The sequence below is a fragment of the Anaerobacterium chartisolvens genome (assembly GCF_003337415.1).
GTDB classification, from domain to species: domain Bacteria; phylum Bacillota; class Clostridia; order Acetivibrionales; family DSM-27016; genus Anaerobacterium; species Anaerobacterium chartisolvens.
This window is the reverse complement of the sequence record NZ_QPJT01000016.1, coordinates 20,743-44,245: the sequence shown is the minus strand read 5'-3', so window position 1 is coordinate 44,245 and position 23,503 is coordinate 20,743. Positions and strand designations below refer to the sequence as shown.

General features: G+C 44.6%; 21 protein-coding genes, 2 tRNA genes, 1 other RNA gene and 1 riboswitch. Of the genes, 22 read left to right on the top strand and 2 right to left on the bottom strand.

The window, feature by feature from the left end; all coding sequences use genetic code 11:
• Positions 1 to 384: 384 nt before the first annotated feature.
• The 5 genes from dnaG to DFR58_RS13865 all read left to right on the top strand — a co-directional run bounded on the left by dnaG (position 385) and on the right by DFR58_RS13865 (position 4,227).
• Entirely contained in the window at positions 385 to 2,199 is a 1,815-nt protein-coding gene (gene dnaG, locus DFR58_RS13885) for a DNA primase (protein ID WP_114298454.1), read from the top strand.
• A 31-nt stretch (positions 2,200 to 2,230) separates the two neighbouring features.
• Positions 2,231 to 3,310, top strand: a complete 1,080-nt coding sequence (gene rpoD, locus DFR58_RS13880; RefSeq protein ID WP_114298453.1) for an RNA polymerase sigma factor RpoD — start codon at positions 2,231 to 2,233, stop codon at positions 3,308 to 3,310.
• A 402-nt stretch (positions 3,311 to 3,712) separates the two neighbouring features.
• A complete protein-coding gene (locus DFR58_RS13875) occupies positions 3,713 to 3,961 on the top strand; it encodes a ferritin family protein (RefSeq protein ID WP_114298452.1) in 249 nt (82 codons plus the stop codon).
• A 110-nt stretch (positions 3,962 to 4,071) separates the two neighbouring features.
• Positions 4,072 to 4,147: transfer RNA gene (locus tag DFR58_RS13870), tRNA-Asn, on the top strand.
• A 3-nt stretch (positions 4,148 to 4,150) separates the two neighbouring features.
• Positions 4,151 to 4,227: transfer RNA gene (locus DFR58_RS13865), tRNA-Ile, on the top strand.
• A 25-nt stretch (positions 4,228 to 4,252) separates the two neighbouring features.
• Here the strand turns inward: DFR58_RS13865 and DFR58_RS13860 are convergent.
• Positions 4,253 to 4,438 carry a hypothetical protein gene (locus tag DFR58_RS13860; RefSeq protein WP_114298451.1) on the bottom strand — a complete coding sequence of 62 codons (186 nt, stop codon included), beginning with the start codon at positions 4,436 to 4,438 and terminating at the stop codon, positions 4,253 to 4,255.
• Positions 4,439 to 4,551: 113 nt separating this feature from the next.
• Here DFR58_RS13860 and DFR58_RS13855 point away from each other — a divergent pair, with 113 nt between their 5' ends.
• The 3 genes from DFR58_RS13855 (at position 4,552) to rnpB (ending at position 6,874) form a co-directional block, all read left to right on the top strand.
• Positions 4,552 to 5,244 (top strand): tRNA (adenine(22)-N(1))-methyltransferase, encoded by a 693-nt coding sequence (locus DFR58_RS13855; protein ID WP_114298450.1) that lies wholly within the window; start codon positions 4,552 to 4,554, stop codon positions 5,242 to 5,244.
• Positions 5,245 to 5,256: 12 nt separating this feature from the next.
• Entirely contained in the window at positions 5,257 to 6,363 is a 1,107-nt protein-coding gene (locus DFR58_RS13850) for a Nif3-like dinuclear metal center hexameric protein (protein ID WP_114298449.1), read from the top strand.
• 80 nt (positions 6,364 to 6,443) lie between these two features.
• Positions 6,444 to 6,874: RNase P RNA component class A (gene rnpB, locus DFR58_RS13845), an RNA gene on the top strand.
• A gap of 269 nt (positions 6,875 to 7,143) precedes the next feature.
• On the opposite strand, the gene DFR58_RS13840 is transcribed toward rnpB, so the two are convergent.
• Positions 7,144 to 7,335, bottom strand: coding sequence for a hypothetical protein (locus DFR58_RS13840; RefSeq protein WP_114298448.1), 192 nt, complete (start codon positions 7,333 to 7,335; stop codon positions 7,144 to 7,146).
• A gap of 161 nt (positions 7,336 to 7,496) precedes the next feature.
• On the opposite strand from DFR58_RS13840, the gene DFR58_RS13835 reads away from it, so the two are divergent.
• The 14 genes from DFR58_RS13835 (at position 7,497) to pilO (ending at position 23,448) form a co-directional block, all read left to right on the top strand.
• Positions 7,497 to 8,261 (top strand): ClpP family protease, encoded by a 765-nt coding sequence (locus DFR58_RS13835; RefSeq protein ID WP_114298447.1) that lies wholly within the window; start codon positions 7,497 to 7,499, stop codon positions 8,259 to 8,261.
• On the top strand, positions 8,261 to 8,521 hold the full coding sequence (locus DFR58_RS13830; RefSeq protein WP_114298446.1) for a YlzJ-like family protein: 261 nt from the start codon (positions 8,261 to 8,263) through the stop codon (positions 8,519 to 8,521). The genes DFR58_RS13835 and DFR58_RS13830 overlap by 1 nt, the downstream gene beginning before the upstream one ends.
• A 108-nt stretch (positions 8,522 to 8,629) precedes the next feature.
• On the top strand, positions 8,630 to 11,020 hold the full coding sequence (locus DFR58_RS13825) for a DNA translocase FtsK (protein ID WP_114298445.1): 2,391 nt from the start codon (positions 8,630 to 8,632) through the stop codon (positions 11,018 to 11,020).
• A 45-nt stretch (positions 11,021 to 11,065) separates the two neighbouring features.
• Positions 11,066 to 12,349, top strand: a complete 1,284-nt coding sequence (locus DFR58_RS13820) for a tetratricopeptide repeat protein (protein WP_114298444.1) — start codon at positions 11,066 to 11,068, stop codon at positions 12,347 to 12,349.
• Between the two features lie 156 nt (positions 12,350 to 12,505).
• Positions 12,506 to 12,605, top strand: a riboswitch (glycine riboswitch).
• A 114-nt stretch (positions 12,606 to 12,719) separates the two neighbouring features.
• Complete coding sequence (locus tag DFR58_RS13815; RefSeq protein ID WP_114298443.1) at positions 12,720 to 13,784, top strand: pyridoxal-phosphate-dependent aminotransferase family protein; 1,065 nt, start codon at positions 12,720 to 12,722, stop codon at positions 13,782 to 13,784.
• A 26-nt stretch (positions 13,785 to 13,810) separates the two neighbouring features.
• Positions 13,811 to 15,415 carry a phosphoglycerate dehydrogenase gene (gene serA, locus DFR58_RS13810; RefSeq protein ID WP_114298442.1) on the top strand — a complete coding sequence of 535 codons (1,605 nt, stop codon included), beginning with the start codon at positions 13,811 to 13,813 and terminating at the stop codon, positions 15,413 to 15,415.
• A 360-nt stretch (positions 15,416 to 15,775) separates the two neighbouring features.
• Complete coding sequence (locus tag DFR58_RS13805; RefSeq protein WP_114298441.1) at positions 15,776 to 16,171, top strand: type II secretion system protein; 396 nt, start codon at positions 15,776 to 15,778, stop codon at positions 16,169 to 16,171.
• A gap of 174 nt (positions 16,172 to 16,345) precedes the next feature.
• Complete coding sequence (locus tag DFR58_RS13800; RefSeq protein WP_114298440.1) at positions 16,346 to 16,960, top strand: hypothetical protein; 615 nt, start codon at positions 16,346 to 16,348, stop codon at positions 16,958 to 16,960.
• 3 nt (positions 16,961 to 16,963) lie between these two features.
• On the top strand, positions 16,964 to 18,877 hold the full coding sequence (locus DFR58_RS13795) for a secretin N-terminal domain-containing protein (RefSeq protein WP_114298439.1): 1,914 nt from the start codon (positions 16,964 to 16,966) through the stop codon (positions 18,875 to 18,877).
• Between the two features lie 28 nt (positions 18,878 to 18,905).
• Positions 18,906 to 20,048: a type IV pilus twitching motility protein PilT gene (locus DFR58_RS13790; protein ID WP_114298521.1), complete on the top strand. Its 1,143-nt coding sequence runs from the start codon at positions 18,906 to 18,908 to the stop codon at positions 20,046 to 20,048.
• Between the two features lie 3 nt (positions 20,049 to 20,051).
• Positions 20,052 to 21,260 (top strand): type II secretion system F family protein, encoded by a 1,209-nt coding sequence (locus DFR58_RS13785; protein ID WP_114298438.1) that lies wholly within the window; start codon positions 20,052 to 20,054, stop codon positions 21,258 to 21,260.
• Between the two features lie 54 nt (positions 21,261 to 21,314).
• Positions 21,315 to 22,322, top strand: a complete 1,008-nt coding sequence (gene pilM, locus DFR58_RS13780) for a type IV pilus biogenesis protein PilM (RefSeq protein ID WP_114298437.1) — start codon at positions 21,315 to 21,317, stop codon at positions 22,320 to 22,322.
• A 5-nt stretch (positions 22,323 to 22,327) separates the two neighbouring features.
• Positions 22,328 to 22,918 (top strand): PilN domain-containing protein, encoded by a 591-nt coding sequence (locus DFR58_RS13775; protein ID WP_114298436.1) that lies wholly within the window; start codon positions 22,328 to 22,330, stop codon positions 22,916 to 22,918.
• Positions 22,915 to 23,448, top strand: a complete 534-nt coding sequence (gene pilO / locus DFR58_RS13770) for a type 4a pilus biogenesis protein PilO (RefSeq protein WP_114298435.1) — start codon at positions 22,915 to 22,917, stop codon at positions 23,446 to 23,448. Before DFR58_RS13775 ends, pilO begins: the two co-directional genes overlap by 4 nt.
• The last annotated feature ends 55 nt before the right edge of the window (positions 23,449 to 23,503 follow it).

Sequence of the window (23,503 nt, the reverse complement as noted above, 5' to 3'; positions counted from 1 at the left end):
TTTTTGCATACCCCGTAATCATACATAGTCTATATCTTTATTGCCTCCTATGTATTACTGTAAATTTCTTATGAATACATATAGTATAATTTTCATGTACAGGTATAAAATTGTAAAAAACAAGAGAAAATAACAGAGTAAAAGTACTTAATATTTTTTATTCAGGTAAGAAGGGAAAGCGGTTGCTTATGTAGAATACATTTAATGTTTTCTCATCTCTTAAGATTTTTGAGATGAGTTTTTATTTTAACATATTACGCGTTTAATATAATTTCGTACTATTATTTAATAAAAAAGAAGGAATATTAATAATTATGTCGAACAGATATTAAGATAACAAGTTGGGAAAAGTGAGACAAGGAAATATGTATTTAAGGAAATAAAATGTATAATAATTACCCAGAGGAGTTAATTGAAGAAGTAAGAATAAACAATGATATTTTAGATGTTGTTTCGCAGTATGTTAAGCTTGAAAGGAAAGGAAGGGATTATTTCGGACTTTGTCCCTTTCATAAGGAAAAGACACCTTCCTTCAGTGTGGTGCCCTCAAAGCAGATATATTATTGCTTTGGTTGCGGAAAAGGTGGAAACGTTATTCATTTTATAATGAGTATAGAAAATCTCGACTTTATTAACGCGGTAAAATTTTTAGCGGATAGGGCCAGAATACAATTGCCTGACGGAGATGGAGAGGAAGAAAAAAACAAGGCCCGTATAAGACAGGAAATAATTAAGATAAACACCGAGGCTGCCAGATTTTTTTATGGCAGTTTAAACGGTAAGGAGGGTGAAAAGGCCAGACAATATTTAAAAAACAGAAGTATAAGCGGACATATAATAAGAAAGTTCGGTATTGGATATTCCCCTGAGGATTGGAGTATGCTGTACAAGCATTTGTCTGCCGCGGGTTTTGACGAAGGGATTATAGCGGAAAGCGGTCTGGTGCTGACAAACAAAAAAGGTGGATTCTATGACAGGTTTCGGGGCAGAATAATGTTTCCTATATTTGATATACGGGGAAATATAATAGGCTTCGGAGGAAGAGTGATAGACTCGTCAATGCCTAAATACATGAATTCTCCCGAAACTAAGGTGTATAACAAGAGTAAAAACCTGTATGCCCTCAATATGGCTAAAAATTCCGGGGAAAAGCAATTAATTGTGGTAGAGGGCTATATGGATGTTATATCTCTTCACCAGAATGGAATAATAAATACCGTGGCCTCACTGGGAACGGCACTTACAGAGAGTCAGGGAAGATTACTTAAAAAGTACGCGGAGGAGATTATAATAGCCTATGATGCCGATATGGCGGGGCAGGCTGCTACTTTAAGAGGTTTGGATTTATTGAATGATATAGGCTGCAATGTAAAGGTTTTGCAGGTTCCCGAGGGAAAAGACCCCGACGAGTATATCAGAAAGAACGGTGAGGAAGGCTTCAGAGACTTATTAAAAGGTTCTGTTTCTCTCATTGAATATAAGCTTAAGCTTTTAAAAAAGCAAACGGCCACGACGGCTACAGATGAAATAGAAGGAAAAATAGTTTTTTTGAACAAGGCTGCCGAATTAATGGCAAAGGTTGACAATCTGGTAGAGAGAGAAATGTATGTAAAAAAATTCTCTTCAGAGTATGATATATCGCCTGAAGCCTTAAATTCTGAAGTATATAAGAGGCTTAGGCCTAAAGGTGGCTTTAAGGCATTGGCCGGCAGACCGGCCGGTCCGGTAAAAAAAAGCGGGGCAACAAATGAAAACCCCGGAGAGGCCAAAGCCATATATGACGAGAGAATGTTATTGGTGCTCCTTTGTGCCGACAGCAGTATTTACAAGACGGTAAAGGCTGATATATGTATTGATGATTTCACTGATGAATATAATAAACATATCGCGCAAATGTTAGTAGACAGGCTTGATGAAAATAAGGCGGTTACTCCCGCGGAGCTTATGAATTTATTGGATAGCCGGTATTCAAGCGAATTTGCCGGAATAGTCAGTGAGGTAAGCAGGTGTGAAGATTATAAGAAGGCTGTGTATGAAAAGATAAAAAGCATTAAATTACATGCAACAGAGAAGAGAATGAAGGAGCTGCAGTTGTTGCTGGGGAATAACAGTGATAGTTTACAAAAGGGAGATGTTGAAAAATTAAAGTCGGAATATATTTCACTTGCTGTAAAGCTAAAGGAACAAAAGAGTTTGTGAGGATGCTTGGACAAGAAAGGAGGGGGAAGGATTGAAATCGGGCAATGATAACAGAAAGATAATTTTAAAGGAACTGGTTGAAAAGGGTAAGTCTAAAGGTATGCTTACCTATAAGGAAATAATGGACGCTTTTGAAGACGTAGAGCTTGAATCGGAGCAAATAGAGAAGATATATGAAACAGTAGAAAACATGGGAATAGACGTAGTTGGCGATATTGAAGCAGAAATGGAAGACATACAGATTACCGAGGATGATCTTAATATCACTATTCCTGAAGGCATAAGCATAGATGATCCTGTAAGGATGTATCTTAAGGAAATAGGAAAAGTACCCCTTTTATCTGCCGACAATGAAATTGATCTGGCACAGAGAATGGAAAAGGGTGATTCGGAAGCGAAAAGAAGATTGGCCGAAGCTAATTTAAGGCTTGTGGTAAGCATAGCAAAAAGGTATGTTGGCAGAGGAATGCTGTTTCTTGATTTGATTCAGGAAGGAAACTTAGGTCTTATTAAGGCTGTTGAAAAATTTGATTACAGAAAAGGGTATAAATTCAGCACCTATGCGACATGGTGGATAAGGCAGGCCATAACCAGAGCAATTGCGGATCAGGCCAGAACCATAAGAATTCCTGTGCATATGGTTGAAACAATAAACAAGCTCATAAGGGTTTCGAGACAGCTTCTTCAGGAGCTGGGAAGGGAGCCTCATCCAGAGGAGATCGCAAAGGAAATGAGCATGTCTGTGGAGAGGGTACGGGAGATAATGAAAATATCACAGGAGCCTGTATCTCTTGAAACTCCTATAGGTGAGGAGGAGGACAGCCATCTTGGAGATTTTATACCCGATGATGATGCGCCTGCGCCTGCCGAGGCTGCGGCATTTACCTTGCTGAAGGAGCAGCTTATAGATGTTCTGGATACCCTTACTGCGAGGGAGGAAAAGGTGCTCAGGCTTCGCTTCGGACTGGATGATGGAAGGGCAAGAACCTTAGAAGAGGTTGGCAAGGAGTTTAATGTGACGAGGGAAAGGATTCGTCAGATTGAAGCAAAGGCCTTAAGAAAGCTAAGGCATCCAAGCAGAAGCAAAAAGCTGAAGGACTATCTGGACTAAAAAAACTCGAAAAAATCGAGTTTTTTTTTATAGTGTGCAGCAATCAGTATATGTAGAGATAAAGATTTTACATGGAGGATATAACTTGATGGAAGAAATTTTTTTGACCCGTAAGGAATACATCTAAGAAAAGTGCCTGATGACAGACCCGGGAGACATTTCCCCGCAAGGCATCTTGAAGACTCTTAGAGTCTTACGTTGCTATTAAAAATTTCTGTAAGCAATTATATCCTCTATGTTTGTAAAATCTTTATCGCGTCCTATATAGTATATGAGGTGTTTTTGAAAAAGTAAAAATATAACATGGATAAAAAATATACCGTTACAAAAAATAATTTGCGGAGAATATCATGATTTGGCGCAATAAAAATTCTATTGTATGGAAAAAAAGGAGGCAATTGAATGGATTACGGTACAATAAGCACGAATGAGACGGATCTTTTTGCGGGAGTGGAGCTTACCACCTATGACAGACTGCTAAGAGCTTGGGAAAACTCAATGGAAATGGTGAGGGATTTTGAAATGTATTCTAAGCGCATAGAGGATGAAGAGGTTAAGTCGGTATTTAAGAAATTTGCAGAGGATGAGGGAATACACGCCGCCAAGCTGCGTGAAATGCTCATAAAGCATAAGGGAGCAGCATCTCATTAAAGCATCTTAAAAAAAGTTTCAAATAAATAAAAAAAGGTATTGACCTTATGTACCTGTGTAAGTATAATATAGTATGTGCTCGGTGATAAAAATGTCGCCGGCGAAGATGTTCCTCAATAGCTCAGTTGGTAGAGCATGCGGCTGTTAACCGCAGGGTCGTAGGTTCGAGTCCTACTTGGGGAGCCACTGGGGCCTTTAGCTCAGTTGGTTAGAGCAACCGGCTCATAACCGGTTGGCCCGGGGTTCGAGTCCCTGAAGGCCCACCAAAAGGATAGATAAGCTAAAAAAAGCTTATTTATCCTTTTTTTCTAGGAAGGTGTCAATATTTTCACTGTTTAAGCATTTAAAGCTCATGCTTAAGGACTTATCGGAGGATTTTTTATTTCTGCCCTCTGTGGTGAGCTCGGCATTGTGCATTATTGTGTCGGGAGCCGCCTCAACATCCTTTATATTCTTCCCTCTGAAGCTTTGAACCAAATTAAAACACTCCTTATATTTTAAATACAAAATTTTAATTTGCCTGCATGTTATATTTATATTATTATTATGTACGATAATATATAAAATAATATAAAAACAGGGGAAAATATATGGAAATAAAAGGCAGGCTAAAGCTTATAGCAGATAAGGTTCCCAATTGCAGGGTTCTTTGTGATGTGGGCACCGACCATGCATACATACCCGTATGTCTGGTAAAAAACAGAAGATGCGGAAGGGCTGTGGCCTGCGACATAGGTGTTGGGCCTTTGAATGCCGCAAAGCAAAACATAAAGCTTTTTGGGCTTGAAGCTTTTATTGAGGCCAGGCTGGGCTATGGGCTTGACGCTGTATTTCCGGGTGAGGCGGATGCTATAGTAATAGCGGGAATGGGAGGAACTCTTATAAACAATATACTTGAGAAGGGCTTTGAGACGGCAAAAAGGGCAAGCTGGCTCATACTCCAGCCCATGAATGCCGCAGAGCTGGTGAGAAAATGGCTGTACGGAAGAGGCTTTGAAATATATGACGAGGAGCTTGCGGCGGAAGGAAGCAAGCTTTATGGAGTTATATGCTCGCGCTGGACAGGCAAGGAAAGGGAGCTGGATGAAATTTATTATTACATAGGAGAAAAGCTGATTTCAAAAAGAGATCCCCTTCTTGAAAAATATATTGAAAGAAAAAGGAGCCAGCTTGAAAATGCTTTAAAGGAGCTTCAAGCTGCGGGAGATAAAGGAGTTGAAATAAGACAAAAATTTGACGAGAGAATCCGGGAATTGGATAAAATATTAAATATAATATCATAGGAGGGATGGTACATGGACTTTAAATGTGGTGAAATCATAGATATTATGGAGGAAATAGCGCCGCCATTTCTGGCGGAGGACTGGGACAATATAGGATTAATGCTTGGCAGCAGGGAGCAAAGAGTGAAAAGAATACTGATTTGTCTTGACGCTTCGGAAGCGGTTGCAGAAGAAGCGGTATGCCTTGGAGCGGATATGATAATATCGCACCACCCTTTAATATTCAAGGGCTTAAAAAGTATTGTATCCGACAATGCCAAGGGCAGGCTTATATATAAGCTCATAAAAAACGGCATAGCTGTTTACAGTGCCCATACAAATTTGGATGCAGCTTCCGAAGGGGTAAACCAGTGTCTGGCTGAAAGCCTTGGACTGCAAAACATACAAAACCTCAACAGCCACAGGCATGAGAAGCTGTTTAAGATAGCGGTATTTGTGCCTGAAGAGAATGCCGACAGCGTGAGGTCCGCGATGTCGGAGGCGGGAGGGGGATGGATTGGAGGCTACAGCCATTGCTCCTTCACCGGAAGGGGGATAGGGACATTTAAAGCCCTTGAGGGTACAAACCCATACATAGGAAGCATAGGGAAGCTGGAGAGTGTCAACGAGTGTAAAATTGAGACGGTTGCCACTGAAAGAGTTTTGGGCAGGGTTGTAGATTCCATGCTTAAGGTTCACCCGTATGAGGAGCCGGCATACGACATATATCCCTTGGAGATAAAGGGCAGGCAGTACGGCATGGGAAGGTCGGGAGTTCTGCCTGGGCCTGAGAGCATGGAGGAATTCATCGGCAGGGTTAAAGCCGGACTTAACATTCAGACAGTCAGGGTAATAGGCAACACAGACAAAAAAATTGAAAGGGCGGCCGTCTTTTGCGGAAGCTTTGACGGAGACTTGAGAAGCTTTAAACGCTCGGGAGCCGATGTGCTTGTCACGGGGGACATAAAGTACCACATGGCTCAGGATATCAGTGACATGGGACTTTGTGCGATAGACGCGGGGCATTTTGCCACAGAAAGAATTATTGTTCCGCGCATTGTAGGGCTGCTGAAAAACAAATTTCCAAAAGTTGATATTTTAGCAAGCAATATGGAAAATGATCCTTTAAGATTCAGTTGACAGAGCTGATATAACAGAGTAGAATATGTTAGTCGAACATTTTGCAAGGCATATTCTTTACAAAAAGCGAATACATAATTTGAGTAAGCCAGATGATCGCGGGTGCAGTGCCGAAAGGCCGCACACGAGGAAAGTCCGGGCTCCACAGGGCGAAGGTGCCGGGTAATTCCCGGTGAAGGCGACTTCAAGGAAAGTGCAACAGAGAGATACCGCATACCAGATACTAGAAACCAGATACCAGATACCAGAATATCAGAAACGCTTCGAAGCATTTCTAGTCTCTAGTTTCTAGTTTCTAGTATCTGGTATGTAAGGGTGGAAAGGTGAGGTAAGAGCTCACCAGCGGCATGGCGACTTGCCGGTCTATGTAAACCCCACCTGGAGCAACACCGCAGAGGGACATTTTGGCGGCCCGCCAGTCCCGGGTAGGTGGCTTGAGCATTACAGAAATGTATTGCCTAGACAGATGATCATCAAATACAGAACCCGGCTTATACGACTTACTCATATTAAATATCAAAAACACCTGCTTTCAAGGCGGGTGTTTTTGATTATGTTCGGCAATAATTAACCTGTTAGACAATGATTAGTCAGATAGATTCTTTTCTATTTATGGGTGCATAAAATATATCTGACACAGCATTTCGGAAAATCGCCATATGGATTACAATTGAAGCACCTTTTTCACATAACAGCATAATTATCCAAAAAAAATGGTTAAAAAGAGCCAATATATTATGGCGTTTTATTCCAAATCCAGATTTTTAATAAGCTCCCTATCTATCTTCCCCTCACTTCGAGGGGAAGGAAAAGAAGGTCCATGTAGGTTTTGTAGGATGTCTCCTCATTTCTTTCGCTAGCTGCTTTACATGCGCCTGCGTTGTTCTTCTCATTTTCTTCTCCAGTGCCCTTCTTTTTCTTCCCCTCAATGTGAGGGGAAGATAGAAGGGGAGTTAAAATTTGCATTTTCATTTATATTACCACAAAATATATTCGTTGGTAACATTTTCGTCACTTAAATTAAATACACCCTCTATTTATTTTTAAACGGCACAAATATTTTCATCACAAATTATAAATACTAATAATTATCTGGTAAAGCCATAATAATTACATACTAAGGATGTGATGAATTGGAGAATAAAAATAAGGTGAGCTTCGGGAAGCTGTCTGAGGAAGCGGACTGTGAGGATGTTAGGAGCAGAGAGTCAATTGAGGAAATAAAGGAGCTCGGGAAGTCCACTGTTTTAAACCCAAAAGGGAATATTCACTGCCTGACTGTAATAGGGCAGATAGAAGGGCATATGGTGCTTCCTCCCCAAAATAAAACTACCAAGTATGAGCATGTAATACCTCAATTGGTTGCCATAGAGCAGGATCCGCAGATAGAAGGGCTGCTGCTTATTTTAAATACCGTGGGAGGAGACGTGGAGGCCGGCCTCGCTATTGCGGAAATGATTGCCAGCATGTCAAAGCCCACCGTTTCGTTGGTATTGGGAGGCGGGCACAGCATAGGAGTCCCGATGGCGGTATCCACCAACCACTCGTTTATAGCGCCGTCAGCTACCATGACTATACACCCTCTTCGACTGAACGGGATGATTATAGGTGTTCCGCAGACATATGAGTATTTTGACAAAATGCAGGAAAGGGTAGTGGAGTTTGTGTCTAAAAATTCAAATGTCACCAGAGAGAGATTCAGAGAGCTTATGCTCAAAACGGGAGAGCTTGCAAACGATGTGGGAACCGTCCTTTTTGGAGAGGAAGCAGTGAAAAACGAATTGATAGATGATGTGGGAGGGCTTGCAGAGGCGTTAAAAAAGCTGTATGAGTTTATAGAAAAGGACAGATACCTTAATGGGAAGCTAAAGAATGATACAGGGGGTGAATTGCAGTAATGCTGTATTCTATAGTACCAACCGAGCTGGTTATGGGAAATATGCAGGACAAAAGCGGCGATGCGCCGGGGTATATAGAAATTGAGTATATGGGGGAGAGGGTGCAGGCTATGGCTCTTGACGACAGGGGCTATGTTATAAACAGAATCATAAGCACCTCTCCCAAGGCATATCTTAATCCCGGTCTGCAGCCCGGAACTGTCATCGGCGGGATTAAGCCGGGGTTAAAAAATGGCATTGGCTATGGAAAATACTATTAAAATGTGATATATTGTATAGACGGCCGGTGAATTGCAGGCAATACAGTCAGGAGGCACCTTTGTTTCATACTGGAATAAGGGTCTCCGCTTTTTTTGGGGGTATTTAAGGTGACGGCTAAAAAGGTTGGCAGAAAGAAATACAGAAGGAAAGAAAGCGGCTTTAAAAAATATAATCATGAAATAATAGGCATTGTAATATTAGCTATAGGTATTCTTATAGGCTTCGGCTTTTATTACAGAAATTCGGTGGGCCTGTTCGGAGAGACCCTGAGAGTTGTTTTTTTAGGGATGATGGGGCTGCCGGCATTGGCTGTTCCTCCTCTTATGGTGGTTTATGCGTTTTTTCTCATATTGAGAAAAGAGGACAAAAACTTTAATTTAAGGTGTATTTATTGCACTGTGCTTCTGCTGCTGCTTTCGGCTATTATACAGACCGGGTTTTATGATGAGGGTGATTTTGAGAATTTAACGGTGTTTGACAGCCTTATCAAGTTTTATAAAAATGGAATTAATTACGAGGGAGGAGGGGTAATAGGAGGTATTATAAGCATACCCTTTCTAATGCTTTTTAAGGTTTTGGGGACAATAATCATACTTACTGCAATATCGATAATAGATATTGTTCTGCTTACGAATATATCAATCGCAAACTTCATAAGAAATATAAGGGGATTATTTGTTGCCGGATATAAAAAATTCGTGCGGCTTATATCCGAGGGCTTGAAAAAGAAGAAAACAGATAAGGATTTAAGGCCTCAAATTAAGGCTGAGTCCAATGTTATAGATTTTGATATAGAAAAGACCTCCAGAGAATCTCAGGAAAAGACAGGCAGCATTGCTGCCGGTGTGCCGGAGGCTGCCGCGGTGCAGGAGGTTCAGACCATAGAGTTTATAATGAAGGATCTTAAAAAAAGCACCGGGGCTGAGGTGGGAAAAATAAAAAATACCGATAAGCAGCCTCCCGGGGAGGGAAAAGTCGTACAGCAGGATACACCTGAGCCTTTGTGTGAAGAGGCCGGGGCAAGCCTCGATAAGGATAGTGCGGCGGTGGCTTACAGGTATCCTCCCATAGACCTGTTGAATCAGAATTTACAGGGAGATACTGATTTTAAAGCAATAAGAAATTCGGCAATAGAGGGAGCCAAAAAGCTTGAGGATACTCTTAAAAGCTTTGGGGTGGAGGCAAGGGTTATAAACGTAAGCAGGGGCCCTGCGGTAACACGCTATGAGCTTCAGCCCAGTCCCGGAATAAAGGTGAGCAAAATTGTAAATTTATCCGACGATATATCCTTAAACCTGGCGGCCTCGGGAGTGAGGATAGAGGCACCCATACCCGGAAAGGCCGCAGTGGGGATAGAGGTGCCAAACAAGGATATGTCGGCCGTGTTTTTAAGAGAGGTTATAGACTGTGCGGAGTTTGCTGAATTTCCCTCAAAGCTTGCTTTTGCGGTAGGAAAAGACATTTCGGGTGAAATAGTGGTGGCCGATATAGCAAAAATGCCCCATATGCTCATAGCCGGAGCCACCGGCGCTGGAAAGAGCGTATGTATAAACAGCCTTATAATAAGCCTCATTTATAAAGCCTCGCCGGAGGAGATAAAGCTCCTTATGATAGATCCCAAGGTTGTGGAACTGGGCGTATATAACGGCATACCCCATTTGCTGATTCCTGTTGTCACCGATCCCAAGAAGGCTGCAGGTGCCTTGAACTGGGCAGTTCAGGAAATGGTAAACAGGTATAAGCTGTTTGCCGAAAAGGGGGTCAGGGATTTAAAGGGTTACAATGAAATTCAGAAGGAAGCGGGAGAACAGGGGACGCTTCCTCAGATAGTTATAATTATAGATGAGCTGGCCGACCTCATGATGGTAGCTCCCAACGATGTTGAGGATGCAATATGCAGGCTTGCCCAAATGGCCAGAGCTGCGGGAATGCATCTTGTCATTGCCACGCAGAGGCCCTCTGTGGATGTAATTACAGGGATAATAAAAGCAAACATCCCCTCCAGAATATCCTTTGCCGTAACATCTCAGGTGGACTCTCGGACAATTTTGGATATGGCGGGGGCCGAAAAGCTTTTGGGAAAGGGCGACATGCTGTTCTATCCCATAGGCCAGCCAAAGCCTATAAGGGTTAAGGGAGCTTTCGTGTCCGAAAAGGAAGTGGAAGGCATTGTACGGCATATAAAAGCCACGGGAGAGGCTGAATATAATGAAAGCATTATAGAAGAGATAAACAGTGAAGGCGGCGGTGAGGAGGAGAAAAAAAACAGTGATAACGACGAGCTGCTTCCTCAGGCAATAGAGCTTGTGGTTGAAGGGGGGCAGGCATCCGTTTCAATGATTCAGAGAAAATTCAAGGTAGGCTATGCAAGAGCGGCAAGAATAGTGGATCAGATGGAGGAGAGGGGAATTGTGGGACGCTTCGAAGGAAGCAAGCCGCGTCAGGTGCTGATTACCAGACTTCAGTGGCAGGAAATGCAGATGAAGCAGGGAGAGTAGCATTTTTGGCTTTAGGAGTCTGGAATTAAATATAGGGGGTATTATATGTCAATTATTGTGGGTTTTACTATAATACTAAAGATATTGTTTCTTGCTTATATGGCCCGCCGCCTGTTTTGGAGAAAAGAAATACTTACACTGTTGGTTTTTTGTCTTCAAATTGTATCTATGACCGTCGCGCTTTTCAATTTCTTTAATAATGTCAATATTATTACCAGCACAAGTGTGGAGGCTTTGTATATTTGCCTCGGCATAGTCATTCCCGGAGCATTCCTTTTTAGCGATCATTATACCGCAGTAAAAAGACTAAGGGAGCAGGGCGTTTACGTTTCTCTGATAAGGCCTGCCGGAAAAGAAGACGCGCAAAAGAAATCAAAGGCGAAGGTCGGCCGGGCGGCTTCTCATGCCGAAGGCATAGGCGCTTATATCGGGGGAATAATTTCTCATATCAGAGGAATAATTTCTCGTGCTAAAGGTATGAGTGCCAATACTAAAGGTATGAGTGCTAATACTAAGGGAATGGATGATAATGCAGGGAGAGTGAGCGCCCACATAGAGAAAGGAAGGCGCAGGCTTGCCTCAAAGCAGTATGATGCGGCAATACGGGAGCTTAAGCAGGCATGTAGGCTGGACGGCTCCTCAGGAGAGGCTTATGAGCTGCTGGGGAATGCATTGGCAATGGCAGGAAGGCACAGGGAGGCTATAGAATGCTTCAGAAGGATATTGAAGCTTAACCCAGGGGATTATTCCGCTTATTATAACTCGGGTATATCCTTCTACAAGCTTGGAGACAGGCCAAACGCGGCAAAAGCGTATAAAAAGGCTCTTGAAATCAGGCCTGACAGCTATGAAAGCTGGTTTAACATGGGGGTTGTGCTTGACGAGGGGCTGAGGGCGGAGGAAGCGGCGGCCGCTTTCAGAAGGGTGATTGAGCTGAAGCCGGGCTTTATGGATGCCTATAATAATCTGGGAATTATACTGTCTGGGCAGGGAAAGCACAGGGAGGCCCTTGAAATATATAAAAAAGGGCTTAATATTAAGCCGGAGGAGTACCGCATTCATTACAACATGGCAATAACACTTGTGGAAATGGGAAGGTACGAGCACGCCGCTGAGGAGTACAAGGCGGCAATGAAAGCAAAGCCGCGCGACAGCAGCCTGTTTTACGGCATATCTGTGGTATACTCACTTATGAAAAAAAGCGATATAGCCATTGACAGCCTTAAAAAGGCGATTGAGCTTGACGGGGCATATAAAAACGAGGCCAAAAAAAACAATGCCTTTGACGGCATAAGAAACAGCCAGGAATTCCAGAGGCTGATTTCATAGAGCGGGGCAGGAGGATGTAAAAAAATAATCCTTGACACTATTTCCCTAAATATTTATAATTATATCTAATTGAATATTCTCGGATGATTGATGGGGGAGAGTTCTTTATTAAAGACACCGAAGGAGTTGCACTCTCAGGTAAAACAGACCTCATCAGGACGAACCTCTGGAGAGACCAGTAATGGAGCCGAAGGGGCAAGACGGGTGCTTTTAACCGCCCGCTCAATCTCTCAGGCAAAAGGACAGAGTACAAGGCTGTTTGATTCGTTGCACAAAATTTTTTGTGTATCGTGTCTTATTGTGCTTATACAGTGGTCAGATCTTTAACGGTTTGGCATTTTATATTATCTTTTTTGGGAGGTATTGGTTTATGCATAAAAGACTTTTTATTCCCGGGCCGGTAGAAGTCAAAAGCGACATTCTGGAAAAAATGGCCACGCCTATGATGGGACACAGAACTAAGGACGCTTCGGCTCTGCAGAGAAGCATTTCCGAAAAAATGAAAAAACTTATGTACACACAAAATGAGATATTGCTTTCCACCTCCTCAGGAAGCGGTCTGATGGAAGGAGCTGTGCGCTCCTGTACTAGACGGAGGGCGGCGGTGTTTTCCATAGGTGCCTTTGGGGATAGATGGCATAAAATGGCTGTGTGCAACGGGGTGCAGGCCGACAAATTTTCTTCCGAGCCGGGCATGGCGACAACACCTGAAATGGTGGACAAGGTGCTTGCAACGGGAAAGTACGATCTCATTACAATTACTCACAATGAGACAGCCACGGGAGTAATGAATCCCGTTCATGAGATAGCCCCCGTAATGAAAAAATACCCTGAGGTGGTATACTGCGTGGATGCCGTAAGCTCCATGGGCGGCACAAAAATAGAGGTAGACAGGCTTGGGATAGACATATGCATTACCTCAACCCAAAAATGCCTTGGGCTTCCTCCCGGCATGTCTCTGTGCTCTATATCCGACAAGGCTCTGGAAGCTGCAAAGCAGGTTGAATTCAGGGGAGTTTATTTTGACCTTCTGGATCTGTATAACTATATAAAAAAGAAGGATTACCAGTATCCCTCAACTCCGTCGCTGTCACATATGTTTGCTCTCGATTACCAGCTGGACAGAATAATGGAGGAGGGGCAGGAGAACAGGTTCCTTCGCCACAGGGAAATGGCCCGATATACTCAGGACTGGTCAAGGCAAAGCTTTGAGCTGTTTGCCGACGAGAGGTATATGTCCGATACCGTGACGGCTATAAAAAACACAAGGGCAATCGACGTATCAGCCCTTAATAAGAAGCTTGGGGAAATGGGCTATGTGATATCCAACGGATATGGGGCTTTAAAGGATATAACCTTTAGAATTGCCCATATGGCAGATGCGTCTCTTGACGACATAAAGGAATTGACAGGGGTTATTGAGAAACTGATTTAATATATATTTATTGGAGGTAGAACAAAATGAAGGTTATAGTAACTGAAAGAATTGCCGATGAGGGCATTGAATACCTTGTACAGAAAGGGTTTGAGGTTGACACGAAATATGGCCTCAGCCGCGAAGAGCTGCTCGACGTTATACCAGAGTATGACGCTATTATTGTAAGAAGTGTCACAAAGGTAGATGAAGAGCTTATTTCAAAGGCTTCAAATCTTAAGGTCGCCGGAAGAGCGGGAAACGGCATAGACAACATTGATGTAAATGCCTGCACAGGCAGGGGGATTATTGTTGTAAACACCCCTGAGAGCAACATAATGGCGGCGGGAGAGCTTGCGGTGGCACTTGCGTATGCAATATTCAGAAACCTTCCCCGAGTACACATTGCAGCCAAAAACAGGGACTTCAGAAGAAACCTTTTCATAGGAAATGAGCTTGACAGGAAAACAGCGGGAGTTATAGGCTTAGGAAGGATAGGCTCGATAGTGGCTACAAAGCTTAAGGGAAGCAATATGAGGGTGATAGCCTATGACCCGTATATAACCGACGACAAGTTTAAAAAGTTTGGTGTGGAAAAGTGCGAGACTCTCGAGGAGCTTTTGACACAGTCCGATCTTATAACCTTTCACACACCCAAAACAAAGGAAACCTATGGAATGATAGGAGAGGAGCAGCTTAAGCTGTGCAAAAGGGGAGTCAGAATTGTAAATGCCGCAAGGGGAGGTCTGGTAAACGAAAAGGCCCTTTACGATTCCCTCAAGGAGGGGCATGTGGCGGCGGCAGGCATAGACGTGCTGGACCCGGAGCCAAGCTATGACAAGGCCCCCGAGAATCAGAGCTACACAAATCCCCTTTTAGAGCTCGAGAATGTAATTGTAACTCCTCATCTGGGTGCTTCAACCGAGGAGGCCAATTACAATGTCGGCACCGAAATAACCAGGCTTGTGGCAGGAGCCTTAAAGGGAGAAATGGTTGCGGCGGTAAACATGCCTCCGATGAATGTAAAGGATCTCTCAGACCTTAAGCCTTACCTCGATCTTGCCGAAATGCTGGGCAAAATCTATTATCAGGCGGAAAAGGAAACGGTGCAGAAGATAGAAATTATATACAGCGGGGACTTGGCTGAAATGGAGACAAGGGTTTTGTCCCTTTCCGTTCTGAAGGGCTTTCTCGAGCCTATATCAAAGGACAAGGTCAATTATGTAAATGCAGAGCTTATGATCAAAAACATGGGAATACTGTTTGTTGAGAGCAAGAGCTCCGAGCTGGACAAGTACACAAACCTTATAACCGTTAAGTTCCATACCAAGAAAAAGCAGCAGAGCATATCCGGCACGGTATTTGCCAGAGAGGAAATAAGAATTGTCGACTTCTTCGGCTATAAGCTGGACTTTGAGCCCACGCCGTATGTCATAGCCATACAGAACATAGACAAGCCGGGGATAATAGGACGCATAGGCACAATGCTGGGGGAAGCCGACATAAACATTGCCGCCATGCAGTGGAGCAGAAACCGCAAGGGTGAAAAGGCGGTGTCTTTTGTCAGCGTTGATGTCGAGGTAAGCAATGAAGTGCTGGAGTCGTTAAAGGGCATAGACGGAGTGCTAAAGGCGTCGATGCTTAAGTTTTAGACCTGATTATTTATGGGTGAGCTTCTATATTATGTAACTTAATTTGCCGACACCCGCCTCAAGGCAGCCCCGCCGCATTATGCAAATGCGGCGGGGCTGATTTTTGTAAAATTTACTTCATAATGTATTATAATCCTGTTATAGTCTTGTTAAAAAATTCTAAGGAAACTGTTGTAATATTTTCCGCAAGCGTATATAATATATATATATTATAGAGGTTCTGGCAGCCTGTACCAATGCCCTGCAACATGTCTACATAATCATTCTCTTTACGCGGCAATATTCACACCCTCTTATTCAAAAGGACGGGCTGCGGAATTTTAAAAAACCATATTCTATATTTATAGGGGGAGATCAATTATGATCGGATTCTTTAGCAAGCTGAGGAATAACAACAAGGGCTTTACACTGGTTGAGCTGATGGTGGTCGTGGTGATTCTGGGCATTCTTGTGGCAATTGCAGTTCCAATTTACAATGTGACTACGGATAACGCAAAAAAGTCGGCGCATAATACTAATGTAAGAAGTTTACAGGCGGCGGCATCTCTTTATATTGCGGATTGTAGCAACAAAGATACTGATCCGGTTTTCACTAGCTGGGCAGATGGTACAGCAGGAGGGACTTGGACTAAATATATGGCTCAGTGGCCTAAAACACCTTATGCAGTTGGAGGAGTCGAAAAAAGCAAGCCTTATAAGGTGGAATTTAACAGTGAAACTGGGATAATAACAGTTACACCGGCTATGGAAGAATAGGATGTTTTGTGATTTTAATAGAGAGGGAGTAGAGAAATGTTCTGCTCTCTTTGTTGTTTAATCTGTTCTATACAAAAGACAAACTTTTCACATAATTCAAAAGCTACATGCAAATTTAAAACAAGGAACATATTTAAAGCTTAAGGGACAATTGCGGCACTACCCTTATTTTCCATGCCTTTTTTTGGCCTGTATGGGGATAAAGAAACGAAAGGGGACGGTTTTTTTAATATGGCGGAGGAGGATTACGGTGTAAGCCGGGGGAAGCAGAGCAAGCTTAAGGAGTATATAAAGAAAAACAAATTTCTTGCCGTAAGCCTGTGTGTGCTGGCAGTGCTTATCGTGGTTATGATTGCGGTATATGCCTCTCTGCCCGGTACGGGAGGCACGCCTGTGATGTCGGAGCCGACAGCAGACGGCAAGCCACCAGGCGCCGAAGGAGAAAGCGTGGAGATACTGCCCCAGACCAGCAGGAGCGACAGCACCGGGGCCGCTGAGAAAGCAGAGGACAATACGGGAGCCGCCGCGGCTTCAAGAGATCCCTTCTCAGGCCCTATGCTTTTAAAGGGCACTGTCATAGGAAATAACGGAAACAGCCAGGCCATTATAACCGCCGACAGCATATCCTATGTGGTAGGCTTAGGCGATGAGATAGGCGGCGGGTGGACGGTAGAGAGCATAGAGCCTAAGGAGGTTCTGCTTAAGTCGGGCTCAAGGGAGCTTTCCTTAAGGCTGGAGGAGACTAAGGCAAGCAAGAGCGGCTCAATCACAAAGTCCGGCACAAACTGACGAATGGAGAGAGTTATAATGGTGTCTAAATGCGGTATAAATGTAGCAAAGGCCGTTTTGATATTGCTTATGGTGCCTGCGCTGTTGCTTTCGGGTGTCGCCCCATGCTTTACTGCCTATCGTGCAAGGGCCTCTGAGGGAGCTGCTTCGGAAGGCTCCTCTTCATTTGTATATCAAGTTAAAAAAGGGGATAATGTCGATCTTATAGCCAAAAGGCTGGGAGTGGATAAGAACGACGTTCTTGAAAAAAATAAAATAAGCAGCGACACAATACTTCAGCCGGGACAAAAGCTTATTATAAGCACAGGCAGCGATGGAGGAGAGCAGCAGCCGGCCCGCCGCTCATACGCTCCGCCCTCCGCAATAACAATGGATGTGGCTGAGGCCGACATAAGGGATGTTTTAAGCTCTCTGGCAATTGGGATGGGGGTAAGCATCATCTACCTTGACGAGCCTGTGAATGTTACCATGCACGCGGAGGATATGTCTCCCGGCCTGATGCTTGAGCTTGTGCTTAAAAAGCACGGGCTGGAATACATACGCGACGGTGACACCCTTGTAATAGGCAAAGCCTCTATGCTGGAAAAAAGCTTCTTCAGCCAGATGGTTATAACGAGGTTCTCTCTTAAATATATTACTGCCGATGCCCTGTCGGCGCAGCTTGGAAAGCTTGGCTTAGAGCTAAAGGAAATGAAGCTGGACGGCAACCCAAAGGCAATATGGATACAGGCCGCACCCCAGACGCTGGGAAAGGTAAGGGAGGTAATAACGGCTCTCGACAGGCCGGAAAACGCAAATAAGGATGATGTGTCTCTGACTGTCTTTGAGCTGTCGCACATATCTGCAAAGGAGCTGGCTCAATTAATTACGGATATGGAGCTTAAGGTAACCACCATAAGGGCTGAGGCAAATCAGAAAAAAATATGGGCGCAGGGCTCCGCTGAGGAAATCAGCAAGCTGGGCAGGCTTATAGAAATGCTGGATGTACCTGAAAACAGGGTATTTGTGGACTCTATAGTTGAGATAAAGCTGAAATATATTACTCCCGAAAAGCTTGAGCCCATTGTTCAAAAGGTAGGCATCCCAGTCAACATTATCTCACTTGAAGCAAATACCGGGGCGTTTTGGGCGCAGGGCGCGGAGGCTGCCATAGCGGATCTTAAAAACCTCGTGCAGCAGCTCGACATAGTGGACAATTACAATATGACGGAGTATGACTCGCTTACAAGAATAAACCTTAAATACATGAGTGCGTCGGCGCTTGCTCCGATAATACAGCAGCTTGGGATAGAGGTAAAGCTTATTACGGTGCAGTCCAACCCCGGAATGATATGGGTAATGGGAAAGGCGGGAGAGCTGGATGCCGTGAACAGCGTTGTGGCGGGAGTGGATATAGACACCAACAGAAGGGATCTGTCGATATTCGCAATGGATTTCTCCTTTGTCACGGCGGATCAGGCGCTGGCGGGGCTGGCACAGGTAGGTCTGGAGGGGGTGAAAACCCTTGCGCTGAATCAGGAGGTATCAAAAAGCCTGTTGATCATATGCCCAAGGGCGATGGAAAGCACCGTAAAAAGTACGTTGTGGGGCATAGATACCGAAATGGGCAAAATACTTAACAGGACTCCAAAGCTTAAGATTCCCGTGGATTACGGCAGCAGCTCGTCGGTTCTGAATTTAAGGGCAAATTTGCTGTCAAGCCTTACGGGAGTGCCCAGGGCCTCCTTTAAGACCTCGGGGAATGTATCAAGGGATTCCGATTCTTCGTATTATGTGCTGTGGCTTGAGGAGACACAGGGAAATATAAAGAAGGTAAAGGACATGATTAATCTCATAGATAAGCCTGTTGAAGCACCTTCCGGCTGGATAGAGGGCGGATCTGAGGGCTCCTCGGAGGGTGAGGCGGAGGATGAGTAATGACGGCTTGCAAAGGGGGACGGCTTTTATGTCGGAGGAAACAAAATTATATAATTGCGGAGATCAGGGGTACCCTGTCAGCCTCGATCACCTGCTCAAGCTGACAGTGGAGAAAAAAGGCTCCGATCTTCATTTGGTAGCGGGTGCGCCTCCTGCCATAAGGGTTAACGGAGAGCTTGAGGCACAGGGCTTTCCTGCGCTTAAGCCGGATGATTTGCAGTGTATTCTGGATTCCGCCATAGGGCCTGAGCAGCAGGAGGAGCTGAGAAGGGAGCTTGAGCTTGATTTTGCGTACTCGCTTCCCGGTATATCAAGATTCAGAGGAAATATAATGCGCCAGAGGGGCAGTCTTGCAATGGTGTTCAGAACTGTTCCTTACAACGTTCCCAATATAGACTCTCTTGGGCTCCCGGAGGAGATAAAGAAGCTTTGCTATCTCACAAGAGGCATTATACTTGTTACAGGGCCTACGGGAAGCGGAAAGTCGACCACGCTTGCCGCCATGATAGACCTGATAAACAGCACAAGGAGCATGAACATAGTTACGATAGAGGACCCTATAGAGTACCTGCACAAGCACAAGATGTCTTCCATAAGGCAAAGGGAAATAGGAAGCGATACCCGTTCCTTCTCAAATGCTCTGAGACATGTGCTAAGGCATGACCCCGATGTAATACTTATAGGAGAGATGAGGGATATGGAAAGCATATCCATAGCGCTTACGGCTGCCGAGACAGGTCATCTGGTCTTTTCAACGCTTCACACTCAAACCGCGCCGCTTACAATCAGCCGTATTGTAGATGTTTTTGAATCCCATAAGAGGGATCAGATAAGGCAGCAGCTTGCCAACTCACTAAGGGCGGTAATTTCACAGCAGCTTGTTCCAAAAAGAGACTTAAAGGGCCGCGCTGCGGCAGTTGAGTTCATGACCGACTCACAGGCGGTGAGAAGCCTTATAAGGGACGGAAAGGAGCACCAGCTTTACAGCGCCATACAGACGGGGCATTCATCAGGTATGCAGACTATGGATCTTGCTCTGGTTAAGCTGTACCAGAGAGGGATTATTACAAAGGAAATTGCACAGGAGTATTGCGTGGACAGGATAGAGCTTGAAAGGATGATGCCAAACCATGGCTTTTCGTCAATGACGGCAGCACAGTGGAGGGAGTAAAAAATGCCTACCTTTATGTATGAGTGTATGAGTAAATCGGGGGATATAATTACAGGAAGGATAGATGCGGTAGAGGAGGAGACGGCGGTCATTCAGCTCCGCAAGATGGGCTATTCCGTTCTGGATTTAAAGCAGGACAGGGAAGCTTCTCTTAACAGCATATTGGACTGGGGCAAAAAGGTGAAAATTTCTGAGCTTGCTCTTTTCAGCCGCCAGCTTTCGGCGATGATTGGTGCGGGAATACCTCTTACAAGAGCCTTGCATACGCTGGGGAGACAGTCGGATAATTCACTTTTAAAAAACGCTCTTCAGCAAATAGCCTCAAATGTAGAAGGAGGAATGAACTTTACAGAGGCTCTGTCCTCGTACCCCAAAATCTTTTCTCCTCTTTATATATCAATGATACACGCCGGAGAGGTGGGAGGGGATCTGGAGATGGCTCTGACGCACCTTTCGGAACAGCTTCAAAAGGATAAGGCGTTAAAGGACAGCATAAAATCCGCAACCTTTTATCCAAAGATGGTGGCGGGCTTTGCGGGAATGATTCTTGTGGCGATGCTGGTGTTTATTGTTCCCATTTTCATGGGCTTTTTCCCGGAGGACAAAAAGCTGCCTCTTCCCACAGAAATTATTATGCATATGTCAAATTCCTTAAGAAGCAGATGGTATATATGGATTTGCGCTGTTGTTGCAGTTGTACTGCTATTTACATACTATGTTAAAAGCCCCATGGGTAAAAAAACCTGGGACATAATTAAATTCAAGCTTCCGGCGTTTGGACCCCTTATACACAAGTCGGTCATGGCGCGCTTCAGCAGAACTCTGGCGACATTGCTGGAGGGAGGAATACCGGTGGTGCAGGCGCTTGAAAGCGCGGGCCCCACCTCGGGAAGCTTTTTGGTGGAAAAGGCGGTAAAGAATGCAAGCCTCAGGATTCAGGACGGCAAAAGCATAAGCAGTGAGCTTGAGGAAAGCGGGATATTTCCTCCCATGGTTATACAGATGATAGCGGTGGGGGAGGAGACAGGCTCCCTTCCCTCTCTTCTGTCAAAAATAGCGGAATTTTATGAGGATGAGGTTACCGCAATGAGCAAGGGGCTTACCGCCCTTATTGAGCCCATTATGCTTGTAATAGTGGGATCTATCATAGGACTTATGCTTATAGCCATGTACCTGCCTATGTTTACGGCTGTAACTGAGGTTGGAAGATAGTATCGTTATAAAAACCGGCAAGGCTAATAATATTACAGGGGTTGGTGCATTTATATGGGCTTGTTTGGGAAAAAGGCGGTTGGCTTGCAGATAGACGCGTATGAGGCAAGGGCTGTAGAGCTTCATGGAAGGCCTGATGCTGCGAGGCTTATAAAATACGGTACCTTAGAGCTGCCGGAGGGCTGTGTGAAGGATGGTGCCGTGCTGGACCCTGAAAAGCTTGGTAAATCTCTTTCACTGCTATGGGACAAATGCAGAATCAAAGTCAGGGAGGCAATAATATCCGTTTCCAATCAGGATGTGCTTGTGCGGTTTGCCACATTTCCAAGGGTGCCGCAAGACAAGCTGGATAATCTGATACGCTTTCAGGCGCAGGATTTTCTGCCCATGCCCGTAAACACCGTGGTTCTGGATTATATAGTGCTGGAGGGGCCGGAAAGCAAGGAATCAAATACCATTGAGGTATTGCTCGTGGCGGCAAGAAGGAGTATGCTGAGCGGCTTTATAAAAGCCTTTGAGTCAGCGGAAATAACGCCCTTAGACATAGATGTAACCTCTCTCTCCCTGCTCAGAATGCTTAAGGGTGAGGATTTGAAAAGAGGGGTTGCGGTGGTTGAGCTTGGAAATGAGCTGGGAAACATACTTTTGTCGGTAAAAGGGGTACCAAGGCTCGCACGGCTCATACCCGTCAGCATATCAGAATTTTTAAAGCAGCACATAAATTGGGGCGGGACAGGTTCCTTTGAAATTGACAAAAGCAGGCTTGAGCCGCATGAGCTGGATGAGCTGGGAGATGTTATAGCGGGGGGGATGCAGTCGTCTATAAATTATTATTATGTTCAAAGCTCCTCCGAAACCATTGCAAAGCTGCTGCTGTGCGGAAGAGGGCTTAAGGTTCCAGGCCTTTTGGATAAGCTTAAAAACAGCTTTGACATGCCTGTTGAGGTTCTTAATCCAATGAGCAGCATACAGGTGTCAAAGGAGTGCGCGGGCATGGAAAAAATTGATGCTTCCGATTATGCAATAAGCATCAGTATGGCACTCAGGGGATTGGAGGGATAATTTCCATGAAAAACATAAGCATATTGCCCTCCGAATATAAAAAAGATAACAAGGCGTACAGGGGGATTTCAGCGATCATACTTATTGGAGTTATATTTACAATGCTTTTTGCGTCAGCCTTTGTGGCATTTTATATAAGCAATAGCGCGCTCCAGCAAAGGCTTAAGAGCCTTGAGGGTGAAAATTCATTGCTTGCATCGAGGGTCGAGGAGCTGAAGCCCTACCTTGAAGCATACAATAAAATTGAGGCTGTTTCGGCGCTGGCGCGTGAGGCCGCCGGCTCTAACCCCGAATGGAGAGGGTTAATGAACGATATAAGCGAAAATATTCCTCAAAATGTCTGGCTGGGCGGCATAGCCTGCACGTATGACGGAAAAGCGGCAAAAGTAGAGCTAAAGGGTTATGCGAGGGACTATAACGGCGTTGCGGAGTGGATCCGGCAGCTTAAAGGGATAAAGGGGCTCGCTGACATAAGCTGCAGCCTTTCGGCCAGCCAGGGCTCGGGCTCCGGCAGGAGTGTGCAGTTTGAAATAAGTGCGGCGGTATCAAGGGTACAGAAGTGGAGCTTGCCTGCGGAGGAGGAATTTGAGAGGTGAGATCTAAAGAGAGCTCAGGAAGCATAATATTGCCTGTCGCTATACTTGCGGTGGTTGTGGTGTTTATGGGGCTTGTCATTTATAACCAGCTTAAGCACCACAATGCTTTAAATGAAATGATAAATGCTCAAGCCGCGCAAATAGACGGTAACAGGACTCAAATAGAAAATTTAACCGCCATTAAATCCTCCCAGTCTGAGCTTCAAAGGAAGGCTGAATTTGTTGAAGGGCTTTTGCCGGAAGGTCCTGAAGAAAATGACATTATTGAGCGTATTGAGAGGATGGCAAGCCGGGCAAATGTCAGGCTTCAGAAAATAACCTTCGATCAGAGGGTGCCTAAGACGGGGTATACCGAAATGCCTCTGAAGCTTTTTTTTACGGGAGGCTACGCCGGTATGCAGACGCTGCTTGAGGATTTAAATACGGCGAAGAGGCTGTTTACCGTGGGGGAAGTAAGTGTAAATGCCGGTACCGACTCTTCCGCGCTGGCTATAGAAATATCCGCAAAGGCATTTTTTATATCAAAATAGAGGCGATTCGTTATCTATAGCATAATGATGAATGCTTTGTGCCGTAAATAAAGAT